This is a genomic window from Longitalea luteola (assembly GCF_017356035.1).
Lineage (GTDB): Bacteria > Bacteroidota > Bacteroidia > Chitinophagales > Chitinophagaceae > Niastella > Niastella luteola.
Genome location: NZ_JAFIQX010000001.1, coordinates 380,611 through 400,036, shown reverse-complemented (window position 1 = coordinate 400,036; position 19,426 = coordinate 380,611). Strand labels below are relative to the sequence as shown.

General features: G+C 46.5%; 17 protein-coding genes. 10 read left to right on the top strand and 7 right to left on the bottom strand.

Annotated elements, in window-relative coordinates; all coding sequences use genetic code 11:
• Nucleotides 1–126 precede the first annotated feature (126 nt).
• Nucleotides 127–657 (top strand): hypothetical protein, encoded by a 531-nt coding sequence (locus tag JUB15_RS01585; protein WP_207510532.1) that lies wholly within the window; start codon nucleotides 127–129, stop codon nucleotides 655–657.
• A 93-nt stretch (nucleotides 658–750) separates the two neighbouring features.
• On the opposite strand, the gene JUB15_RS01580 is transcribed toward JUB15_RS01585, so the two are convergent.
• The 3 genes from JUB15_RS01580 to JUB15_RS01570 are packed head-to-tail and all read right to left on the bottom strand — an operon-like array spanning nucleotide 751 to nucleotide 4,703.
• Nucleotides 751–2,904 carry a xanthine dehydrogenase family protein molybdopterin-binding subunit gene (locus JUB15_RS01580; RefSeq protein ID WP_207510530.1) on the bottom strand — a complete coding sequence of 718 codons (2,154 nt, stop codon included), beginning with the start codon at nucleotides 2,902–2,904 and terminating at the stop codon, nucleotides 751–753.
• Nucleotides 2,905–2,925: 21 nt separating this feature from the next.
• Nucleotides 2,926–3,918, bottom strand: coding sequence for an FAD binding domain-containing protein (locus JUB15_RS01575; RefSeq protein WP_207510528.1), 993 nt, complete (start codon nucleotides 3,916–3,918; stop codon nucleotides 2,926–2,928).
• Nucleotides 3,915–4,703, bottom strand: coding sequence for a 2Fe-2S iron-sulfur cluster-binding protein (locus JUB15_RS01570; RefSeq protein WP_207510526.1), 789 nt, complete (start codon nucleotides 4,701–4,703; stop codon nucleotides 3,915–3,917). The genes JUB15_RS01575 and JUB15_RS01570 overlap by 4 nt, the downstream gene beginning before the upstream one ends.
• A 198-nt stretch (nucleotides 4,704–4,901) precedes the next feature.
• On the opposite strand from JUB15_RS01570, the gene JUB15_RS01565 reads away from it, so the two are divergent.
• From JUB15_RS01565 to JUB15_RS01555, 3 genes are all read left to right on the top strand, one after another.
• Complete coding sequence (locus JUB15_RS01565; RefSeq protein ID WP_207510524.1) at nucleotides 4,902–6,005, top strand: DNA alkylation repair protein; 1,104 nt, start codon at nucleotides 4,902–4,904, stop codon at nucleotides 6,003–6,005.
• A 59-nt stretch (nucleotides 6,006–6,064) separates the two neighbouring features.
• A complete protein-coding gene (locus tag JUB15_RS01560) occupies nucleotides 6,065–6,988 on the top strand; it encodes a VOC family protein (protein WP_207510522.1) in 924 nt (307 codons plus the stop codon).
• A 96-nt stretch (nucleotides 6,989–7,084) separates the two neighbouring features.
• Nucleotides 7,085–7,426: a HopJ type III effector protein gene (locus tag JUB15_RS01555; RefSeq protein ID WP_207510520.1), complete on the top strand. Its 342-nt coding sequence runs from the start codon at nucleotides 7,085–7,087 to the stop codon at nucleotides 7,424–7,426.
• A gap of 59 nt (nucleotides 7,427–7,485) precedes the next feature.
• Here the strand turns inward: JUB15_RS01555 and JUB15_RS01550 are convergent, their stop codons facing one another.
• From JUB15_RS01550 to JUB15_RS01540, 3 genes are all read right to left on the bottom strand, one after another.
• Nucleotides 7,486–7,926 (bottom strand): MarR family winged helix-turn-helix transcriptional regulator, encoded by a 441-nt coding sequence (locus tag JUB15_RS01550; RefSeq protein ID WP_207510518.1) that lies wholly within the window; start codon nucleotides 7,924–7,926, stop codon nucleotides 7,486–7,488.
• 75 nt (nucleotides 7,927–8,001) lie between these two features.
• Nucleotides 8,002–8,502 (bottom strand): GNAT family N-acetyltransferase, encoded by a 501-nt coding sequence (locus tag JUB15_RS01545; RefSeq protein ID WP_207510516.1) that lies wholly within the window; start codon nucleotides 8,500–8,502, stop codon nucleotides 8,002–8,004.
• Between the two features lie 209 nt (nucleotides 8,503–8,711).
• The gene (locus JUB15_RS01540) at nucleotides 8,712–9,410 is read right to left on the bottom strand and encodes a hypothetical protein (RefSeq protein WP_207510508.1); all 699 of its coding nucleotides are present in this window, start codon (nucleotides 9,408–9,410) and stop codon (nucleotides 8,712–8,714) included.
• 341 nt (nucleotides 9,411–9,751) lie between these two features.
• Here JUB15_RS01540 and JUB15_RS01535 point away from each other — a divergent pair, with 341 nt between their 5' ends.
• The 6 genes from JUB15_RS01535 (at nucleotide 9,752) to JUB15_RS01510 (ending at nucleotide 18,287) form a co-directional block, all read left to right on the top strand.
• Nucleotides 9,752–12,466 carry a PAS domain S-box protein gene (locus tag JUB15_RS01535; protein WP_207510501.1) on the top strand — a complete coding sequence of 905 codons (2,715 nt, stop codon included), beginning with the start codon at nucleotides 9,752–9,754 and terminating at the stop codon, nucleotides 12,464–12,466.
• A gap of 84 nt (nucleotides 12,467–12,550) precedes the next feature.
• Nucleotides 12,551–13,690 (top strand): AI-2E family transporter, encoded by a 1,140-nt coding sequence (locus tag JUB15_RS01530; RefSeq protein WP_207510500.1) that lies wholly within the window; start codon nucleotides 12,551–12,553, stop codon nucleotides 13,688–13,690.
• Nucleotides 13,691–13,748: 58 nt separating this feature from the next.
• The gene (locus tag JUB15_RS01525) at nucleotides 13,749–14,063 is read left to right on the top strand and encodes a hypothetical protein (RefSeq protein ID WP_207510498.1); all 315 of its coding nucleotides are present in this window, start codon (nucleotides 13,749–13,751) and stop codon (nucleotides 14,061–14,063) included.
• A gap of 118 nt (nucleotides 14,064–14,181) precedes the next feature.
• Nucleotides 14,182–16,629: an ABC transporter permease gene (locus JUB15_RS01520; RefSeq protein ID WP_207510496.1), complete on the top strand. Its 2,448-nt coding sequence runs from the start codon at nucleotides 14,182–14,184 to the stop codon at nucleotides 16,627–16,629.
• Nucleotides 16,630–16,698: 69 nt separating this feature from the next.
• Nucleotides 16,699–17,748, top strand: a complete 1,050-nt coding sequence (locus tag JUB15_RS01515) for a serine hydrolase domain-containing protein (RefSeq protein ID WP_207510494.1) — start codon at nucleotides 16,699–16,701, stop codon at nucleotides 17,746–17,748.
• A gap of 80 nt (nucleotides 17,749–17,828) precedes the next feature.
• A complete protein-coding gene (locus JUB15_RS01510; RefSeq protein ID WP_207510492.1) occupies nucleotides 17,829–18,287 on the top strand; it encodes an FKBP-type peptidyl-prolyl cis-trans isomerase in 459 nt (152 codons plus the stop codon).
• A gap of 24 nt (nucleotides 18,288–18,311) precedes the next feature.
• Here JUB15_RS01510 and JUB15_RS01505 read toward each other — a convergent pair whose 3' ends face one another.
• The gene (locus JUB15_RS01505; protein WP_242696156.1) at nucleotides 18,312–19,346 is read right to left on the bottom strand and encodes a PorP/SprF family type IX secretion system membrane protein; all 1,035 of its coding nucleotides are present in this window, start codon (nucleotides 19,344–19,346) and stop codon (nucleotides 18,312–18,314) included.
• Nucleotides 19,347–19,426 lie beyond the last annotated feature (80 nt).

Here is a 19,426-nt window from a genome sequence, read left to right as displayed (position 1 = left end):
CATTTTTGGTATCGTCAATTATCCTACAAAAATTGCCAATTACTCAGTGTCACTTTCAATGGCTTTTGCAGCAACTTATTTTTGACGTGTTATTTCACCTCAACACTCAAATTAAAAAGTATAGCCATGAAAAAAATCATCCCTTTTGGTCTGGCCATCGCTTTACTGACCACGACAGCAAGCAGTACGCACGCCCAGTTTGCATTTAACAACAAGAAGTTCAGGGCGGATTATCTTTCTGAATCAAACAACCACTTTAGATCCAATGAAACTAAAGATGCTGCCACCATGCAGCCCAATGCGGTTACAAACTTTATTACAGCATTTCCAAATGCTACCAATGCAGGATGGACCCGGTTGCGCAACGGCGAATCATTGGTTCATTTTTTCAGCGATGACATCGAGACCAAAGTATTTTATAACAGGAAAGGGAAACACATAGCTACGATCCGTTATTATGACGAATATACATTACCCGCTGAGGTGCGGCACCTGGTAAAATCCGCATATTACGACTTCACTATTTTCCTGGTGATCGAAGTTACCATTAACAACCAAACCGCGTACCTGGTAAAAATTGAAGACAATACCCGGATTAAAACAGTCAGGGTACTGGCAGGGGAAATGGATGTGCTGGAAGAGCTGGAGAAAATGTAAGATTTATATAGCCATGAAAAAGAATAACCGTGTCAAGGTCTTACGCCGTGGCACGGTTTAACTTTTAAAATTTGTCTTACTGCATGCTTACCGTTACAACAACTTGTCTGGCGTTATCGGCAACTGCCTGATACGTTTGCCAGTGGCATTGAATACGGCGTTGGCAATAGCTGCCGCCACGCTGGTAATCCCTAACTCGCCTACACCTTTGGCGCCTAACTGATTGATGATCCTGTCTTCTTCGGCCAGAAAATGTACATCAATTTTTCCTACGTCGAGGTTCACCGGCACATGGTAATCGGCCAGTGTTCGCGTTACAAAGTTGCCATAGCGGTCATCGAGCAACGATTCTTCTGTCATCGCCTGGCCAATGCCCCATACTACGCCTCCCATAATTTGTGAGCGTGCTGTTTTTTCATTCAGAATGGTACCTGCAGCCACAGTCGTAAGAAAACGCGGGATCTTGACGATCCCAAGGCTTTCATCAACCCATACTTCAGCAAAATGCGCTGCGAAGCTGAAATGCGCATAATTGGCCATCCCGGCCGACGGTTTAGCGGTGCCCGTACTTTCATATTCCTTAATGTTGCCGGCGATCATGAGATCGGCAACAGATGGCCCTTTAATGAATTGGGCATTGACCTTCGAGCGCAGTTCTGCTTTTAATTGTTCGCATACGACTGCCACAGCGCTGGCATAACTGCCTGCGCCCCACGAGCCGCCTGAACCGGGCGTTGGCGGCAGACTGGAATCACCGATCTGTACCTTGATATTTTCCAGAGGCAAACCGAGTTTCTCTGCTGCTGCCTGCGCGATAATGGTATATGAACCGGTACCTATATCCGTTGCCGCCATTTCAACCACCGCCGTCACTGCTTTATTTTTATTGCTTACTTTAATGCGTGCCGAAGCTTCGCGATAAGGCGCCCCGCGGGAGGCGGACGACATTCCATAACCGATCAACCATCTTCCCTGCTGATGCGAACGTGGTTCCATTTTGCGTTTATTCCACCCGAACTTTTCTGCACCTGTCTGCAAACATTGAATAAGTGAACGCGACGCCCAGGGCTTGCCATTCTCCGGATTTTTTTCCGGTTCATTCTTTATCCTGAAAGCGACGGGATCCATTTTTAATGCAAAGGCCATTTCATCGATGGCCGACTCCAACGCAAAACTGCCCGGTGTTTCACCCGGCGCTCTTGTCCACCGCGGCACCTGGATGTGGGTATGAAACACCCGGTGAGTGACCAGTGAATTCGGCACCGCATACATCATACGCGATATAACGCCTGTTTGCTCAACAAACTCTTCATTCATGGCGGTATGGGTCACCGTTTCATGCGCCAGGGCCAGCAGTTTACCGCTTCTGTCGGCGCCCATCCTGATCTTTTGCCGGTTGTGTTGTCTTAGCCCAACATTGGTTTGCATCATTTGCCTGGTAATAACCGTCTTTACGGGACGGTTCAGCATTTTAGCCGCCATTACTGTCAGTAGCAGGTGCTCGCGCGGTTGCAGTTTGGAACCGAATCCGCCGCCGATGTAAGGCGATAATACTTTTATATTTTCCTTCGGTATATTAAAGGTATTGGCAACGCCCTGCCTTGTTTGCTCCAGCATCTGCGTAGCTTCATAGATGGTTAATTGATCACCTTCAAACAACACTATTGAGGTATGCGGTTCCATGGGGTGATGATGTTCTATCGGGGTGTCATAGGTCTCATTCAGTACAACGTCGGCCTGTTTCAGGGCGTCGGCTACATTTCCCCAGCTGGTGTCGGTAGGATAACCAGCATTGATCACTTCGGGTTTATAAGCTTCAGCTGCAAAGGCATCAAAATTTATTCTGGGCTTTTCGGCCTTGTAGGTGACCTTTACGAGGCGGGCAGCATAACGTGCCTGTTCATATGTTTCCGCCACTACTAAACCTATGTACTGACCGAAAAACAGCACCTTGTTGTTTTGCAAAACGGGATTGGCTCTTGTCATCCGGTTGGCATTCGTTACCGGCGGACCCGCAGGTAATTTCAATGCATTTTCATGGGTGATGATCCTGATGACGCCGGGTTGTTTTTCGGCTTCGCTGGTATCGATAGCAGTTATTTCACCGGCAGCAATGGTGCTTTGTACAGGAAATCCATAGCTTATGTTCTTAACCGGAAACTCTGCTGCATAAGGCGCCTTACCCATCACCTTCAGCGCACCTTCTATACGGCTGACAGGCGCGCCGATGAATTTATTCTCAGACATATATTAACCAATTAATGATCATTAAATAATATTCCCGAGCGCCATTTGCAAGGCCCGCACGATGCTGCGCCTGCCCAGCTCTATTTTAAATGCATTATGCGCCAGCGGTTTCGCCTCCTGCAGCGCCTGCTCCGAAGCCAGTTTGAAATTGTCGGCCGTGGCCGTTTTGCCTGCGAGAAAGCTTTCAGCAGCGGTTAACCGCCAGGGTTTATGGGCGATGCCGCCCATAGCAATACGCGCCTGTTTAATGGTACCGCCATTCAGTTCCATAGCGGCAGCCACTGACACCAGGGCAAAGGCATAACTTGAACGGTCGCGCACTTTCAGGTAATAGCTATGTGCGGCAAAATTATTGGCCGGTATTTCTATCGAAGTGATCAGCTCACCCGAGCGCAGGTTGTTGTCAAGATGCGGAGTATCTTCCGGCAAGCGGTGATAGTCGGTAATGGGAATAGTCCTTGCAGTGCCGTCAGGTCCCTGCACCTTTACCACTGCATCGAGTGCTGCCAATGCTACACACATATCTGAGGGATGCACCGCCACGCACTGGTTCGACCAGCCCACAATGGCATGCATCCGGTTCACGCCCTCGAGCGCGCTGCATCCTGAATCCGGTTGCCGTTTATTACAGGGCATGGCGATATCATAAAAATAAGCACAGCGTGTACGCTGGTTCAGATTCCCGCCATTGGTAGCCATATTCCTTATCTGGGCAGAAGCGCCGGCCAAAATCGCCTGCGATAACAACGGATAATGCTGGCGTATCAATGGATGATTGGCGGTTGCTGCGTTTTTAGCGGTTGCCCCAATGGATATACCGCCGGCTGCCAATGTACTGATGTTCGATAAATTTAACCTGGTGACATCTACCAGTTCGTCGGGCCGCTCCACGAATTCTTTCATCAGGTCAATGATATTGGTGCCGCCGGCAAGAAATTTTGCCTGGGAGTTGGCGGATACCTGCCTGGCAGCGGTGCTCACGCTGGTAGCCCTGCTGTATTTAAATGGTTTCATGATGCTGCTGTTGATGATTGAAATTGCCAAACCTGTTTAACTTCCCGGCCGCTATGCACTTCCTGGATAGCCGCAAGTATATTCGGATACGCGCCGCAACGGCAGATATTGCCAGACATGCGTTCCCTGATCTCGTCTTCGGAAAGCGCAATGTTTTTAGAACGAATGGAGCTGGTAACATAACTGGCATCGCCCCGTTTAGCCTCCTTCATCAATGCAACTGCAGAACAGATCTGCCCTGGCGTGCAATACCCACATTGAAAACCGTCATGTTTTAAAAAGGCAGCCTGTATGGGATGCAAACCATTCGCAGTAGCCAACCCTTCAACGCTTAACACGGTTCTGCCTTCGCAGGTAGCGGCCAGCGTTAGGCAGGACAATACGCGCTCTCCGTCTACGAGCACCGTGCAGGCGCCGCATTGTCCATGATCACAGCCTTTTTTAGCCCCCGTCAAATGCAGTCTTTCACGCAAGGCATCCAATAAGGTCATCCTGCTGTCCACCTCAAGCGTCTTTTTGGAGCCGTTCACCTCGAAAACCACTTTCACCGCATTTTCAAGAAAATTTGCAGTGCTTTCAGGAAGGTTTGTCTCAGCTGCTACAGCCTGTTGATCTCCCCACATGGAGTTGGTAAACATCCCGGCGCCTAAAATGGTCATCAGTTTTAGAAAGTGCCTGCGCTGTACGCCGAATTCCGACAGCTCTTTATAATCTTCCGGCATCAGCGACTGAAAAAGCTGTTTTTCTTGTTCGGTAAGTTCCGGATCTTTTGTATCCTCATTCATGATCATATTGCATTTCGTGAAAAAAGGCTTCTTTAAAATACTGCATAATTGATTTCATCGAAAATTGTTTGCTATCAGGATCAGTTTCCACATATTTCATACCACCTTCCACCTGTTCACCGGTATTTTGCTGTTATATTACCGTTATTATTGAAATATCTAAACTGTCGCCATAGCTTTGCAAATCAATTTACGAATATGAGCTCGCTGCTGAAAGACCTTTATTCCCCGGCGTTTTATGACCGGCTGTGCAATTCATTTGTTCATACCATCGAAGGATTCGATAAAAAGAAATTCAAACGTCTGCTGTTTATCGATGCCTTCGAATCGATGGAGTTAAAGGAGCGCATGAAACATACCGCGCGGTGTATGCATCCCTTTATGCCCGAAAAGTTTGGAGCAGCTTCGGTTAAAATCCTGTTTGCAATTCTCGACCGTTGGCGTACACATGAATTTCCCCGCGGCGGACTCGAACACATGTTCCTGCCCGATTATGTTGAAACTTTCGGTCTTGACGACTACGACAATTCCGTCAGGGCATTGGAACATATCACGCAATATGTAAGTTGTGAGTTTGCCGTGAGGCCATTCCTGCTTAGGTACTATCAACCCATGCTGGCGCAGATGGTGCGCTGGTCAACGCATGGCAGTGAAGCGGTGCGCCGCCTGGCCAGTGAGGGCTCACGCCCGCGGCTACCCTGGGCCCTGCGTGTACCCGCGCTGATAGAAGACCCGCGTGTAGTACTTCCTATCCTTGAAAACCTGAAGAACGATCCCTCCGAAACAGTCCGCCGCAGTGTAGCCAACAGCCTCAATGATATAGCCAAGGATCACCCTGAGCTGGTTCTTTCCATTGCCCGCGCCTGGAAAGGGATCAGCGCCGAGGTAGATGCAGTTATTAAACACGGAAGCCGAACGTTGTTGAAAAAAGGCCATACAGGCATCCTGGCGCATTATGGACTGAAAAGCCAACATGTGGAGTTGAGCGGCCTGGAAGTACTAACACCGGTGGTGAAGATAGGCAGCAGCTTACGGTTCCGGTTCAGTGTAATTAACAAGAGCAAAACGGCGCAAATAGTACGGATCGAATATGGCATTTACTACCTCAAAGCCAACGGTACCCTTACCAGGAAAGTATTCAAGATCAGTGAACGCCTGTTTCAGCCGCGGGAAACCGCCACCATTGACCGCAGCCAGTCCTTCAGGTTGATAACAACCAGGACTTTCTATCCGGGCGCCCACCAGGTATCGGTAATTGTTAATGGAGCAGAAAAAGCAATGGCCGGTTTTTTGCTGAAATAATTGGGAAAACAAGACGCTATTGCCCCATTATTGATCATAAACAGATAATAAATATTTTTATGCAAAAGATTATCCCCCATTTATGGTTCGATAAGGAAGCCAGGGAAGCTGCCGAATTTTATACTTCGCTTTTTCCCGAATCAAAGATCACCCACACCATGGTGCTGCGCAACACCCCATCGGGCGATTGTGATGTGGTTAGTTTTGAGCTCTGGAACCAGCCCTTTATGGCTATCAGTGCCGGTCCCTACTTCAAGTTCACGCCTGCCATATCTTTCATGGTAAATTTTGATCCGCTATCATTCTCTTCATCCTCCGACCAGCACAAGGCAGCCAGGGAAAAATTAGATATGATCTGGGACCGGTTAACGGACGGTGGTACGGTGCTGATGCCGATCGATGAATATCCGTTCAGCAAACGTTATGGCTGGATCATGGATAAATATGGGCTCTCATGGCAACTGATCCTGACCAACCCCGAAGGAGAACGGCGGCCACCGATAATACCCTCACTGATGTTTGTAAAAGAGAACTGCGGCCGTGCAGAAGAAGCCATCAATTTTTATCTGTCAGTCTTCAGGCACTCGAAGCAAGGTTCCATACATCGCTATCCCGCAGGAATGGCGCCAGACAAAGAAGGGACCGTCATGTTTGCCGATGTCATGTTGGAGGATATGTGGTTTGCCGCTATGGATAGCGCACATGACCATAAATTTGGTTTCAACGAAGCCGTCTCGTTTATCGTGAATTGTGGCGATCAAAATGAAATTGACTATTACTGGCAATCGCTTTCTGCCGTGCCGGAAGCTGAACAATGTGGGTGGCTGAAGGATAAATTCGGCCTGTCCTGGCAAATTACGCCCGCTGATATGCAGCAGATGTTCAACAATGGCACGCAGGAACAAATTGATCGTTTAACGCAGGCATTTCTGCCCATGAAGAAGCTGGATCTGGCCAGGTTACAAGAAGCATATAACAGCTAGCATCGACCCGTTCGGTCATTATTAGTTTTTAAATTCTATTTTTGCGCGGCAAACCGGGATGTAGTCCTGCTATTATATTAATACATGATGCGTTAAATGAAAGAACAACTAACTACTCTGATCGAAAAATTAAGAGCAAATTCAATTACATTTAAAGAGGTGATCGAATTTATAGAAACGTACTATCAACATCAGCCCACAGCCTTCAAGAATGGCGAAGCGTATAATGAGGCAACGCAAAACCAGGGCAGCGCTAAAGTATTTTCTTTCGCACAATTGAATAACCTGAGCAAGGAAGATACGCTGTATTTGTTTGCAGAGCATTATCGATCGGTATTGAATACGCCGGATGCAACAGACCACCAAAACATCAGGCAGTTTATGAAGCATGGCTGGCCGGGAGTGGTCTTTGAAGGACAGGCACTGGTGGCAAAATAATAAATAAGGCTATAGACCATCGCATCTATAGCCTTATTCGTCTGGTTTTATGTAAGTAGCTATTTACCGCTGCCATTTAGAATTTGCATGATCTGCTGCATGTGCATGACCAGCTCTTTTTGTTTTGCGACTGCCAAAGGTGCTATCAGCGCATCCACCTGGTCGTGCGACGCACGGTTTAACGTATGAAACACTTTCAGCCCTTTTTCCGAGAGCGCCAGTAAAGATACCCTGGCATCGGTGGAGAAGTTCTGCTTATTGATCAGTCCCTCCTTTTCAAATTTCTTCAGGATGCGGCTAACATAGCCCTTATCCATACTTAAGGTGGCTACGATCTGCGAAGCGCTTATTTGTTTTCCAACATAGATCTCATAGAGAATACGGGCTTCTGCAAGCGAATAGTCGCTATCGAGTAAATGTCCATCCAGCAAACCGATCAACCGGGTATAGAACCGGTTAAATTCCCTTATATCCTGGATCAATTTGGTTTTGTCCTTCATGTGTTTGCAATGCTTTAGTGGGATATGTAACGCCATAAATTGTTGCCTATGACAACAATCAGCAACAGTACGGCATTATGCCAGGTGCAGGTCGTAACGCCTTTCAGTAAGCGGTTTGCCGAAAGCCCTGGAAGGCTTTTCCTCGGTAAGTTGAAAGCCAAAACGGGTGTATAAACTAATGGCTGCATGCTGTTCATCGGTGGTCCACAAATAAGCGGCTGTAACACCGCGTTGCTGCATGAACGCAATGAATTCTGCCATCAATTTTTTTCCCAGGCCAACGCCTCTATACTCCGGTAAGAAAATAAAATACCTTAACTGAATAGCCCGCTCCCGGTGCTGTGCCACCAGGGCGCCTACAATGCGGCCTTCATGTTCGCACATCCAGATGCGGTCTTTCTCCGCATCATAATCATGGGCCAGTTCGCCCAGGCCGGCCAATACATATGCTTCGAAGTTCAAACCGTATCCACACTCCTTTGCATATAAGTCGCCATGCATGTAGGCTATATAGCCGAGATCGCCGGGAAGCAGCTCGCTCCTGACAGCGATATCGTTTAAGGCAATTGTCTTCATAATTGTCCCCTGTATTATTAAGTTTCCATACAAAATAAGGAAAATAAGTTGACATTGGCAACTATTTATACGGAGCTGATAAAATTGATCCCGGTCGATCGGGCGCATGCCTGTTTGAACGTGCAACAATAAAAATGGCCTCCACTGTCGGTATCGTGGCGGCCATTTTATTTCAGCAATCCTGTTGACCTGGAACCCCAGGCCCTTTGTCATTTCAAGGTGATAGCTTTAATATAATCTACTTTGTAGGTTGTTTCCGGAGCTTCTCCTTTGACTATTTCGTAACCCACTTGATCCAGCGACGTAACGCCACCGGATTGCAACACTCCTACCTGTGTGTCATTGATGTAAAAAGCCAGTTTGCCATCCACCAGTGTAATGCGCAGCTTGTTCACTTCGTTCAAGGCGCTTTTGATAGCGGAGGAGGTTGTCCAGTTGATCAGCTGGGTTGTGGTTCCATTGACCTGGGAGTACACGCGAAATTCCTTCTCACCAACCTGGAAACCGAGAATATAGTTCGCATCCTTCACGGCGAAAATAAGTCCGCCCTTGTCATACTTATGACCTGCTACATGCTGTTGTGCAATCTCAACTGCCTGTTTTTTGTCACTGTCCGCAAAAAGTTTTCTTGATGACCAGGTTTTGAATACATAGGGACTGGTGCCTCCATATTTCAGGGAGAAAAAACCAGCGGAGACCGTTTTAACCGCCAACCCATTTGTACCTGGCTGCCAGAAGGCAGTATTGGCATTGTCGAAATTATCCGTAAAAATGACTGTTTCATTACCGTTACCCGGAGGGTTGTCGGCTTTGTCATCACCCCCTTTGCTGCAGCCTGTTGTAGAAATTGCCAATGCAGCCAGCGTAACGAACGAAAAAAAGGACAAAGCTTGGTGTAATTGCTTCATAGATTTGTTTGTGTTTGCCTGGTAAACAGATTTGATGTAGAAAGTGGAGCCGAAACGTCAATTATAATGCCAGCTTTTATAAAAGCGTATGTATGGTAACGTCAGAGCAGAAAGCTATAGAAATGGAGATTATATTATTAAAAGTATGGTTTTGACAGGGCCAGGCATTTCACTCCCTGGACAGGTTACCCCATCGGGTATGGCCAGGTGCACCAGGTCAGCATCCGGGAACAAAAAGCTGTAATAAAATGACAATTCGTCTGGTTTAAAAATTGCTTATATTATAAACTATTATTACGGCTTGCAGCTTACATTTATAGCCCCCTAAAGACGATCGAACCATGATGAATTCGCGGCAGCCATCAAATATTAATTTAGAGCTGGAGCTATTACATACGCTTGTCAGGCAGGCGCCCGTTGCCATGACCTTGCTGAAAGGCCCCTTGTTCACGATTGAGATCACTAATGATAAAGCGCTGGAACTGTGGGGAAAGCAATATAAAGACGTTATTCATCAGCCGGTTTTGACAGTTTTTCCGGAGCTTGAAGAGCATGGATTTGGTCAGATCCTTCAGCATGTTCTTTCCACCGGTGAACCGTTTATGGCCCATGAGCTGCCTGTGAAGATCACCCGCGGCGGACGCACGCAGACGCTGTTTGTGAACTTTAGATATGAGCCCTTACGAACGTCGGATAATGAAATCATAGGTGTTATCGGCTTCGAAACAGACGTTACTGAAGAAGTAGCTTCCCGCAAAACGGTCGGGGAAAACGAAAGGCGTTCCTTTGAACTGCTGGCCCAGGCTGCAGTTGGCATTACCGTGTACCAGGGCGATGACCTTACAGTGCTGGTCGCCAACCAGAGCGCCTGCGAGGTATGGGGTAAAAGCCAGGAGGAGTTGCTTGGAAAACCAGTACTTGAAATATCACCCGAACTGGAGCATTCGCCCGCTTTACAGATTGTTCGCCAGGTTTTAAAGACCGGGGTACCTTTTGAAGGCCGGGAGGTTGCCATCGATTTTATTCGAAACGGACAGCCTTATACCGGTTATTATGATGTCGTATATACCGCGTGGAAAGGATCACAGGGGGAGATCAAAGGAGTGATCACCGTATACACAGAAGTAACACATTCTGTACTCGCCCGCAAGAAAAGTGAGGAGAAGGAAGAGCAGCTTCGGATAGCTTTGGAAGGCGGCGATCTCGGCTATTTCGACTATCGCCCGCAAACAGGAGAACTGATCATGTCGAACCGGCTGCTGCAAATGTTCGGATTGCCGGTTGATACTAAGGCAAGCCTGGACATTTTTTTCAATGTGCTGCATCCGGAAGACAGGGAGCCGGCGAATAAAAGAATTCAGGAAGCATTGGACCCTGCATACGGCGGGATCTACGACAATGAATACCGCGTTGTGAGTATCTCTGACGGTAAAGTACGATGGCTGCACTCAAGAGGCAAGACAAGTTTTGATGAAGCGAATATACCTGCCAGGTTTACAGGCGTGATTCGGGATATAACACCTGAAAAACTGGCCGAAGAAGCCGTCAGGGAAAGTGAAGAGCGGTTCCGCAGCACGTTTGAAAATGCAGCTGTAGGCATTGCACACGTAGATCTCAACGGCACCTGGTTAATGGTGAATGACCGTTTGTGCGAAATAGCGGGCTATACGAGGGAAGAATTATTAGCCAAGACCTTCCAGGAGATCACCCACCCCCACGATCTGGATGCTGACCTTCACTTTGTAGCTGGCCTGCTCAGTGGCCGGTTGAAGACGTATTCGATGGAAAAAAGATATATCCGGAAGAATGGATCATTCATCTGGGTTAACCTCACGGTTTCCCTGGCAAAGAAAAGAGATGGGAGCCCGGACTATTTTATTGCCGTAATACAAGATATAAGTGAACAAAAAAGGACTGAAGAAGAAGTTAAACAACGAGAAGAGCAGTTCCGCACGCTGGCAAATAATATTCAAAACCTTGCCTGGATGGCGGATAGCGCAGGCACGATATTGTGGTATAATCAGCGCTGGTATGATTATACAGGCACTACGCCACAGCAAATGGCGAACAAAAGCTGGGAAAGTTTTCATCATCCGCAATATGTCGACCACGTGAACCAGTTAAAAACGGCCTTGCATCAGGGAGAACCTTTTGAGCTCACTTTTCCTTTGCGAAGACACGATGGCAATTACCGATGGTTTTTAACACGGGTTTATCCAATCAAAGGAGCAGGCGGTGAAGTGCTTCGCTGGGTGGGCACCAGCACGGATATTGACGAACACAAGTCGGTTGAAGAAAGGTTAGAGAATCTTGTAGCCGAGCGCACGCGTCAGTTGAAGCGTTCTAACGAGGAACTTCAGCAATTCGCACATGTAGCATCACACGATTTTAAAGAACCCGTGCGTAAGATCAGGATCTTCAGTAATCATTTAAGCAGCGAGTACGGGCAATTCCTTCCTGAAAAAGGAAAAATTTATCTAGACAAAATACAAGACGCATCGGCCCGCATTTACGAAATGATCGATGCCATATTACTGTATTCTTCCTTCGAGGAAAACGACAGGTTGAACGAAAGCGTTAACCTGACAACAGTGATCAGGCAGATCATGACAGACCTGGAACTGGCCATACAGGATAAGAATGCAAAAATTGAATTCGGTGAATTGCCGACAATACAGGGATCATCGGTCCTGTTTTATCAATTATTTTCCAATCTTATAAACAACGCGCTGAAATTCAGCAAACCAAATGTACCGCCGGTCATTACCATCACCTGGGAACAAGCGGGCAAAGACAAAGTGCAGATCACCTTACAGGATAACGGTATTGGCTTTAAAGAGAGTTACGCAGACATCATCTTTAAAGCCTTTTCCAGGCTGCATGCTAAAAGTGAGTTCCAGGGAACGGGCCTGGGCCTTTCGCTATGCAAAAGGATAGTAGAGCGGCATGGCGGCGAAATTTATGCGCATGGCAAAGAAGGGGTTGGAGCTGTGTTTGTGATACAACTGCCTGTTAGCAGGCATTACTCACCAGGAGCGGTATTTGCGCCGGAGTGAAGTTTCAAACACCCATCATAGCACGTATGTTACACCATTGATAGGTAGTTGGCATGCGAATTACAGCAATATGTATAAAAAATTGTGGAAACACTTCCTTTGACAGTCAGGCGCTCGATCGAAATGCTCGGACTGGCGGTTGTTTTCTTTTTCATCGTTCATGCGGCGAATATTCTTTCCCCGATATTGCTCGCCTTTTTTCTTACCATCCTGCTATATCCTTTATTCAGATGGCTGACCAACAAAAAAGTGCCGGAGATGCTGGCTATTGCTCTTGTGCTGATCGTACTGCTTGCCGGTATGGCGCTGCTGGTATGGTTCATTTCCGCTCAATTTTCCCGGCTGATCGCAGATTTCCCTACCCTCAAGGCCAATGTCACGGTGCACCTGGAGCGGTTAAGCAGCTGGATCAACAGCAAGACGGATTTTTCAACCGAGCGGCAGTTGCAACTGCTTAACCAGCAAAGCGAGAAACTGGTGAATTTCGCAAGTGGATATCTTGGCGGCATCGCTTCGTCACTCACTGCGCTTTTGATCTTTTTTGGCCTTGTTCCGATCTACATTTTTCTGTTATTATTCTATCGCAACCTGCTGCTGCGTTTTGTTTTTCTCTGGTACAAAGAAAGTGAACATGAACGCGTGCGGGAGACGGTGCAGGAAATGCAAACGATCATCAAGAGTTATTTGGGAGGCCTGCTGATCCAGATAGGCTATATCACGATCCTGCTGGGCGGTATCTTGATGCTGTTTGGTATAAAACATGCGCTGCTGATCGGTGTGTTGTTCGCTATTCTTAACCTGATCCCTTACATTGGTGCACTGATTGGCAATCTCATTGGTGTACTTCTTACCCTTACTTCGTCGGACCAGTTGGGGCCCATCCTGACTGTACTCATCGCCATTGCCGCCGTGCAATTTCTCGATAATAATATTTTGATGCCTAAGATCGTCGGCTCCAAGATCCGCATCAATGCATTGACCAGTATCGTGGCCGTTGTTACCGGCGGGGCGCTTGCCGGTATCTCCGGCATGTTTCTCTCGCTGCCTATTGTAGCCGTGCTGAAGGTGGTGTTCGACCGGTCGAATCACCTGAAGCAATGGGGTGTGTTATTTGGCGATGAGCGGCCACGCAGGAGTCCTTTTACCTGGCCGCGCTATCGCAAGGCATCGCAGGCGGTACAGCAGGAGATCAAGAAAACCAGCGGGATAGATGAGAAAAAATAATTAGTTGAACCTTGTCACATTAAAGATACCCTGGCATAGGTTTTAAGCGTTCCCTGGCATGGAGAAAGTACTTGTTCAAATCTTTTTGCCCCTGACCGACAATTCAGGTCAGCGCTTTACGGGGGATTCGTATATAAGCATTAGCCGCCAGTTGAACGAACGCTTCGGCGGCGTTACGGTATACCAACGGGCGCCTGTAACCGGACTTTGGAAAGAAGAAGAGCAGCATACGGTAAAAGACGAACTGATCATTTATGAAGTGATGGCAGACGGCATCGATCCTGCCTTTTGGAAACCGTTCAAGCAACAATTAGAGCAGCAGTTCCGCCAGGACAGTATTTTGATCCGGAGTTATGCGATAGAGGTCATGTAGGTTGTTTGCCTGGCCTTTCCTTTTATTCAGTTAAAAAATCCATAAATTCCCAATCCGGGGGATCAAAAAAATCGAACTAAGAAATATAAGCTCTATTTTCAAAAACCAACCCCCCGGCATGTTTAAAAATTATATCATCACTGCCTGGCGTAATATTGCCCGGTACAAATTGTTGGCTGCAATCAACGTCTTTGGGCTTTCCCTGGGAATTAGTGCCTGCCTCGTTATTTTTCTCATCGCCAGGTTTGAATTAAGTTTCGACAATTATCACCCGGGCAAGGAACGGATATTCAGGATCGTTAGTGACAGGTATTCACCGGAATATGGAGAAGAGCACAGCGGCAATATTCCCGTTCCTGCACCTTTTGCCATACGCGGTGAGATCGCCGGTATTGAAACACTTGCCGTGTTCCATAATGATTACATGGCAACAGTGACCATACGGGATAGCAGTCTTCCTGAGAAAAGATTCGCCAAGCCACCATTTGGGGAAGAACAACATTCGGACATTGTGCTTACAGAACCTCAATATTTCGATATCTTTCACTATGACTGGCTGGCGGGAAATGCTGCGGTATTAAAGGAGCCTTACACAGTGGTGCTCACGCAAAGCAAAGCGCGGCAGTATTTTGGTGAACACGCCGCGGCTGAGCTCATAAATAAAACCATCATCTACAACGATTCATTAAACATCAGGGTGGCCGGCATTGTAAAAGATCCCGCTAAAAACACCGATTTCAATTTCACGGATTTTATTTCGTTTAATACGCTTAAAAAAGGCGCTGCTTTTGAGTCGTGGAATGATGGGTATACATCTGCGCAGGTATTTGTTAAGCTGGCCAACGGCGTTCCTCCATCCCGCATCAATGCCAGTCTGGCTGATCTCAGCAACAGGCATTATAAACAAACAGGTACCGGCAAAACAACCTGGCTGTTACAGCCTTTATCAACTATTCATTTTGATGCCCGGTACGGCGATACTTATTCCAGGAAAGTGCATTTGCCAACACTGTATATCCTGATGGGCATCGCTCTGTTTATTCTTGTCCTTGCTGTTATTAATTTCATTACATTATCCACTGCGCAATCCATTGACCGGGCAAAAGAAACGGGTATTCGTAAGATCTGTGGAAGCACAGTCAGCGGGCTCGTATTAAGATTTCTGGGAGAAACTTCTATCTTGACTGGCCTGGCCCTTGCATTGGCTATCGCAGGCATATATCCGCTTTTAGCCGTTCTCAGGCCTTTTATCCCGGAAGGTGTCAGTTTTTCTTTTTTCAGCTTTTCAAACTGGGTATTCGTATTAGCGGTTGGTCTGTTCACTACTCTGCTGGCCGGCATCTATCCGGCAAAAGTTCTGTCTTCTTCAGTGCCTGCCATCAATCTGAAAGGTGCCGGCATGCAAACATGGAACCGGCGTGGCTACTTTATTAAAGGATTGATCATATTTCAATTTACCATTTCGATGGTATTTATTATATGCAACCTGGTAACTGGTAACCAAATGCAATACATGCTGAATAAAGACCTTGGCTTTACCAAAGACGCGATCCTTACCGTACAAACGAATCCCGATCATGGGGCTGATAAAAAACAGGCGCTCGCAGAGAAGATCAGGAAATTACCTGAGGTAGCGGCTGTAAGTTTAAGCGAAGGAACGCCTCTTGCTAAACGGCACTTTTTCAATCCCCTTATTTACAAAGGAAAAGAAGAAAGGGGCACAGCCTGCATCCTGGAATGGGCCGACGAGCATTTTTCCCCATTATATGATATAAAAATTATTGCAGGCCGGAATATTCAGCCCTGCGATACCATCAAAGAATTTCTGGTAAATGAAAGCTGCACCAGGGCATTAGGCTTTACAAAACCGGAAGATGCGGTTGGCAAAATGGTGGAAACGATTATGCCCGGCCGTGTTTTGAAACGACCAATCATTGGTGTAATGGCCGACTTTCACTCACAATCTTTGCATGAACCTATAAAGCCGGTTTTTCTTACTACTTCTGCGTCGTTTACACGGCTCATCAATATAAAACTAAACACCGGCGAAAAACAGTTAAGCCATTTTAAAGAAACTGTTTTAAAAATTGAAAAGTGTTGGAAAGAAGTTTACCCGAATGATCCGTTTGATTATACCTTTTTTGATGAAATGATCGGGAAGTTCTATGAAAAGGAAAGGCAGACCTCCAGGCTGCTGGTGATTGCCCTGGTAGTTTCCATTTCCATCTCCTGCCTGGGCTTGTTTGGACTGGCCACGCTTACTGCCCGGCGGCGGGCCAAAGAAATTGGCATCAGGAAAGTGCTGGGTGCAGGGATCGAACAAATTGTTTTTGTGCTAAGTAAAGACACCATTCAACTGGTATTGATTGCTATTGCCATTGCTTCGCCAATGGCCTGGTATGGGATGAACCGGTGGCTGAATAGTTTTGCTTTTAGGATCGCTATAAACGGGTGGCAATTCGTGTTGGCCGGTGCTATTGCTTTATTCATAGCGTTCTGTGCGATAAGCTATCAATCCGTCAAAGCCGCTTTTATGAATCCCGTCGCAGCATTAAGAAGTGAATAGCGTTGTGCAAAGGAGCATCTATAAGGGTATAAACTGAGACCGGCGTATCACTTTATTAACAGTTTATCTATGAAGAAATTATACAGTACCTGCCACCTGGTTATATTATTCTTTTATGTTCATGCACAGGACATATCCACAAAACTGGATCGTTATTTGTCGAGGCCCGGAACTTTCAATGGCAGTGCTTTAGTGGTATATAAGGGGAATGTTTTGTTATATAAGGGATATGGCTACAAGAACAAGACCATAAACACGTTCAACGATACAGCTACCATTTTCAGGATCGGTTCATTGTCAAAACCGTTTACTGCTACCACTATTATGCGTTTGGAGCAGGACGGCCGGTTAAGCCTGCATGATCCTGTTTCAAAATATCTTCCGGCTTATCCTGAGGGTGATTCCATTTCGATAGAACAGTTACTGACTCACCATTCGGGGATAAAAGAGTACCTGGCAGTAAAAGCTATCCGAGAATTACCTGATGCAGCGCCGCCCATATCGATGGAGCAATTAATTTCCTATTTCAAGGATGAGCCAAGGTTCATTAAACCAGGAGAAGAATTTCCTTACTCTAATTCAAATTACATTTTACTAGCCTGTATCATAGAAAAAATTACCGGTGAGAAATTTGAGCATGTAGTACGTAAAATGATCTTTGATCCTTTACAAATGCATCATTCAGGATTTGATTTCATGAACCTGAAAAGCACTGATAAATCAACCGGCCATGTGCGTAATAAAAAGAAAATTGTTACCGTCACCGATTTTGATTCTACTTATGCTCCGGGCTGCGGTTCTATGTTTACCACCGTGATGGATCTGTACAAATGGTATAAAGGGTTGTACTCGGGCATGGTAATCAGCGACTCCACCCGGGAGCGTGCATTCATACCCCGGCAATGGAAATACGGATATGGATGGTTCCGGTACCCGTTGTATGGCAAGAAATGTATCTCGCATTCCGGTGGCGTGCCGGGATTTATTGCCGATATGAAATTTTTTCCAGATGATGATCTCTGTATTATTTTGTTAAGCAACAACAGGGTGGGAAAAGCCGATGCCGATAAGATTGCTGCCATAGTATTTCAGAAGCGTTATCAAAGATCAGGCTTATAAGCGTCTGTGGAGAGCTGGGCAACTTATTCGTGAAATATACATAACTCCACATTATATTTGTCCCTAAACTGATAACAGACATGCGTTTGATCAATCTTGTTTTTAGTATGATACTGGCCCTGGTGATGACTGGATGTAGTAATAAGGATAAAGATGTTAGCTGTACTACCGTAGCAGAAGATGATGCCAAAATGCAGAGTTATATTAGCGCTAATGGCATTACGGCTACCAAACATGCCAGTGGGATGTATTACCAGATCATTGAGCCGGGCAGCGGCGCAACGCCCACAATTAATTCAACGGTGAAAGCGAATTATACAGGTAAGTTCACCAACAACACATCTTTCGATAGCGGAGTAGCAAGTTTTCCGTTGGGAGGCGTCATTGAGGGCTGGCAGATCGGGATCCCGCTTATCAGACAGGGAGGAAAGATAAAATTGATCATTCCGCCTTACCTGGCGTATGGATGTGATGATTACAGGACTATTCCAGGCAATTCGGTATTGGTATTTGATGTGGAATTGCTGGAAGTGCAGTAGTCCCGCCTCAGCTAAGACCATTTCTTAAAACCTTGGGCAAACTACCTTATCCTGGCTGCTGTTATTTTTCGCAAAGCCTTTAAAAGCTAAACCAAGTTCAAACCCGCCCCGCAGTTGGCTGGCCGTTTTTAGTGGAGAAGTATTGATGTCATAGCTTAACGTGATGGCAAATGCCCGGATGTCCATTTTTACTACAGGAATGACCGCATCCTTATACCGAATGAACAGGCCTCCATGCAGCACATAAAGAGGATCATCTGTAAAGCCGCCCAAAATATGTGAATACCATCCGCCGCCGATAATTTCGCGGGAGGAACCCTGTATAAATACATCCTGGTGAAGGGTGAAGCTGCTGAAGTCATCAATGATATATTTAAATCCGGCCGAATAAACATATTTTGGGCGGATCTCGATGGCGGCATTCCGGTAAAATGACGTTTTTGGACGGTTCAGGTGGTGGTAAGCTGCGCCAATAAAAAGCATGTGCTTATACTCGCTGCCCAGAGAAGTATTAAAACTCATGCCTACGCTTCCATCCCAATAACCAAGGGTAGGGTTTGAAATGGTCTCACCGGTAGGAGCCGCTGCATTCCAGTTATTGTCAAAATACTGATTGTTTGTAGTTATTTTCGAATAGTCTATTCTCTTCTGCACCCATCCACCCATAAAACCCAATGAAAAGTAGCTTGTTCTTTGCGTGCTAAGCGACTTGTGGTAATTTACCACAGGCAGTAAATGTGTGGTGGACTGAACGGCAGAGCCGGCTTTATCCAGCAGGACCTGTCCGCCAATAGTAAAAAAATCATCTCCCCCACCAACCTGCATTTTATACTCGCCATTAAAAGAGGCCGTGCGAAATGAATTTGGCGTAACGCTTTTCCACTGGTCCCGGTACACCAGTTGTAACCGAACATCGCCATCAAACAACCCTGCCAGGGAAGGATTGCGTAATAGTGGCGCATCAAAGAACTGGGAAAAATGAAGGTCCTGGGCTTTTGTATTCTCTAATACCGTCATTAGCGCCAGGCTTGTCAAAATTGTTTTGAATATCGTTCTCATAGTTAGATCCCGGAATTATTATTGGTACAAAAACCCGTCTACAGGTTAACTGGTCAACTGGTTAACTGGTCAACTGATCA

What these genes read in the sequence shown, in the direction of transcription:
- JUB15_RS01505 (WP_242696156.1), bottom strand. Translation starts at nt 19,346, where the DNA reads ATGAGAACGATATTCAAAACAATTTTGACAAGCCTGGCGCTAATGACG.
- JUB15_RS01545 (WP_207510516.1), bottom strand. Translation starts at nt 8,502, where the DNA reads ATGAAGACAATTGCCTTAAACGATATCGCTGTCAGGAGCGAGCTGCTT.
- JUB15_RS01540 (WP_207510508.1), bottom strand. Translation starts at nt 9,410, where the DNA reads ATGAAGCAATTACACCAAGCTTTGTCCTTTTTTTCGTTCGTTACGCTG.
- JUB15_RS01585 (WP_207510532.1), top strand. Translation starts at nt 127, where the DNA reads ATGAAAAAAATCATCCCTTTTGGTCTGGCCATCGCTTTACTGACCACG.
- JUB15_RS01580 (WP_207510530.1), bottom strand. Translation starts at nt 2,904, where the DNA reads ATGTCTGAGAATAAATTCATCGGCGCGCCTGTCAGCCGTATAGAAGGT.
- JUB15_RS01565 (WP_207510524.1), top strand. Translation starts at nt 4,902, where the DNA reads ATGAGCTCGCTGCTGAAAGACCTTTATTCCCCGGCGTTTTATGACCGG.
- JUB15_RS01560 (WP_207510522.1), top strand. Translation starts at nt 6,065, where the DNA reads ATGCAAAAGATTATCCCCCATTTATGGTTCGATAAGGAAGCCAGGGAA.
- JUB15_RS01525 (WP_207510498.1), top strand. Translation starts at nt 13,749, where the DNA reads ATGGAGAAAGTACTTGTTCAAATCTTTTTGCCCCTGACCGACAATTCA.
- JUB15_RS01515 (WP_207510494.1), top strand. Translation starts at nt 16,699, where the DNA reads ATGAAGAAATTATACAGTACCTGCCACCTGGTTATATTATTCTTTTAT.
- JUB15_RS01550 (WP_207510518.1), bottom strand. Translation starts at nt 7,926, where the DNA reads ATGAAGGACAAAACCAAATTGATCCAGGATATAAGGGAATTTAACCGG.
- JUB15_RS01510 (WP_207510492.1), top strand. Translation starts at nt 17,829, where the DNA reads ATGCGTTTGATCAATCTTGTTTTTAGTATGATACTGGCCCTGGTGATG.
- JUB15_RS01570 (WP_207510526.1), bottom strand. Translation starts at nt 4,703, where the DNA reads ATGAATGAGGATACAAAAGATCCGGAACTTACCGAACAAGAAAAACAG.
- JUB15_RS01575 (WP_207510528.1), bottom strand. Translation starts at nt 3,918, where the DNA reads ATGAAACCATTTAAATACAGCAGGGCTACCAGCGTGAGCACCGCTGCC.
- JUB15_RS01535 (WP_207510501.1), top strand. Translation starts at nt 9,752, where the DNA reads ATGATGAATTCGCGGCAGCCATCAAATATTAATTTAGAGCTGGAGCTA.
- JUB15_RS01555 (WP_207510520.1), top strand. Translation starts at nt 7,085, where the DNA reads ATGAAAGAACAACTAACTACTCTGATCGAAAAATTAAGAGCAAATTCA.
- JUB15_RS01520 (WP_207510496.1), top strand. Translation starts at nt 14,182, where the DNA reads ATGTTTAAAAATTATATCATCACTGCCTGGCGTAATATTGCCCGGTAC.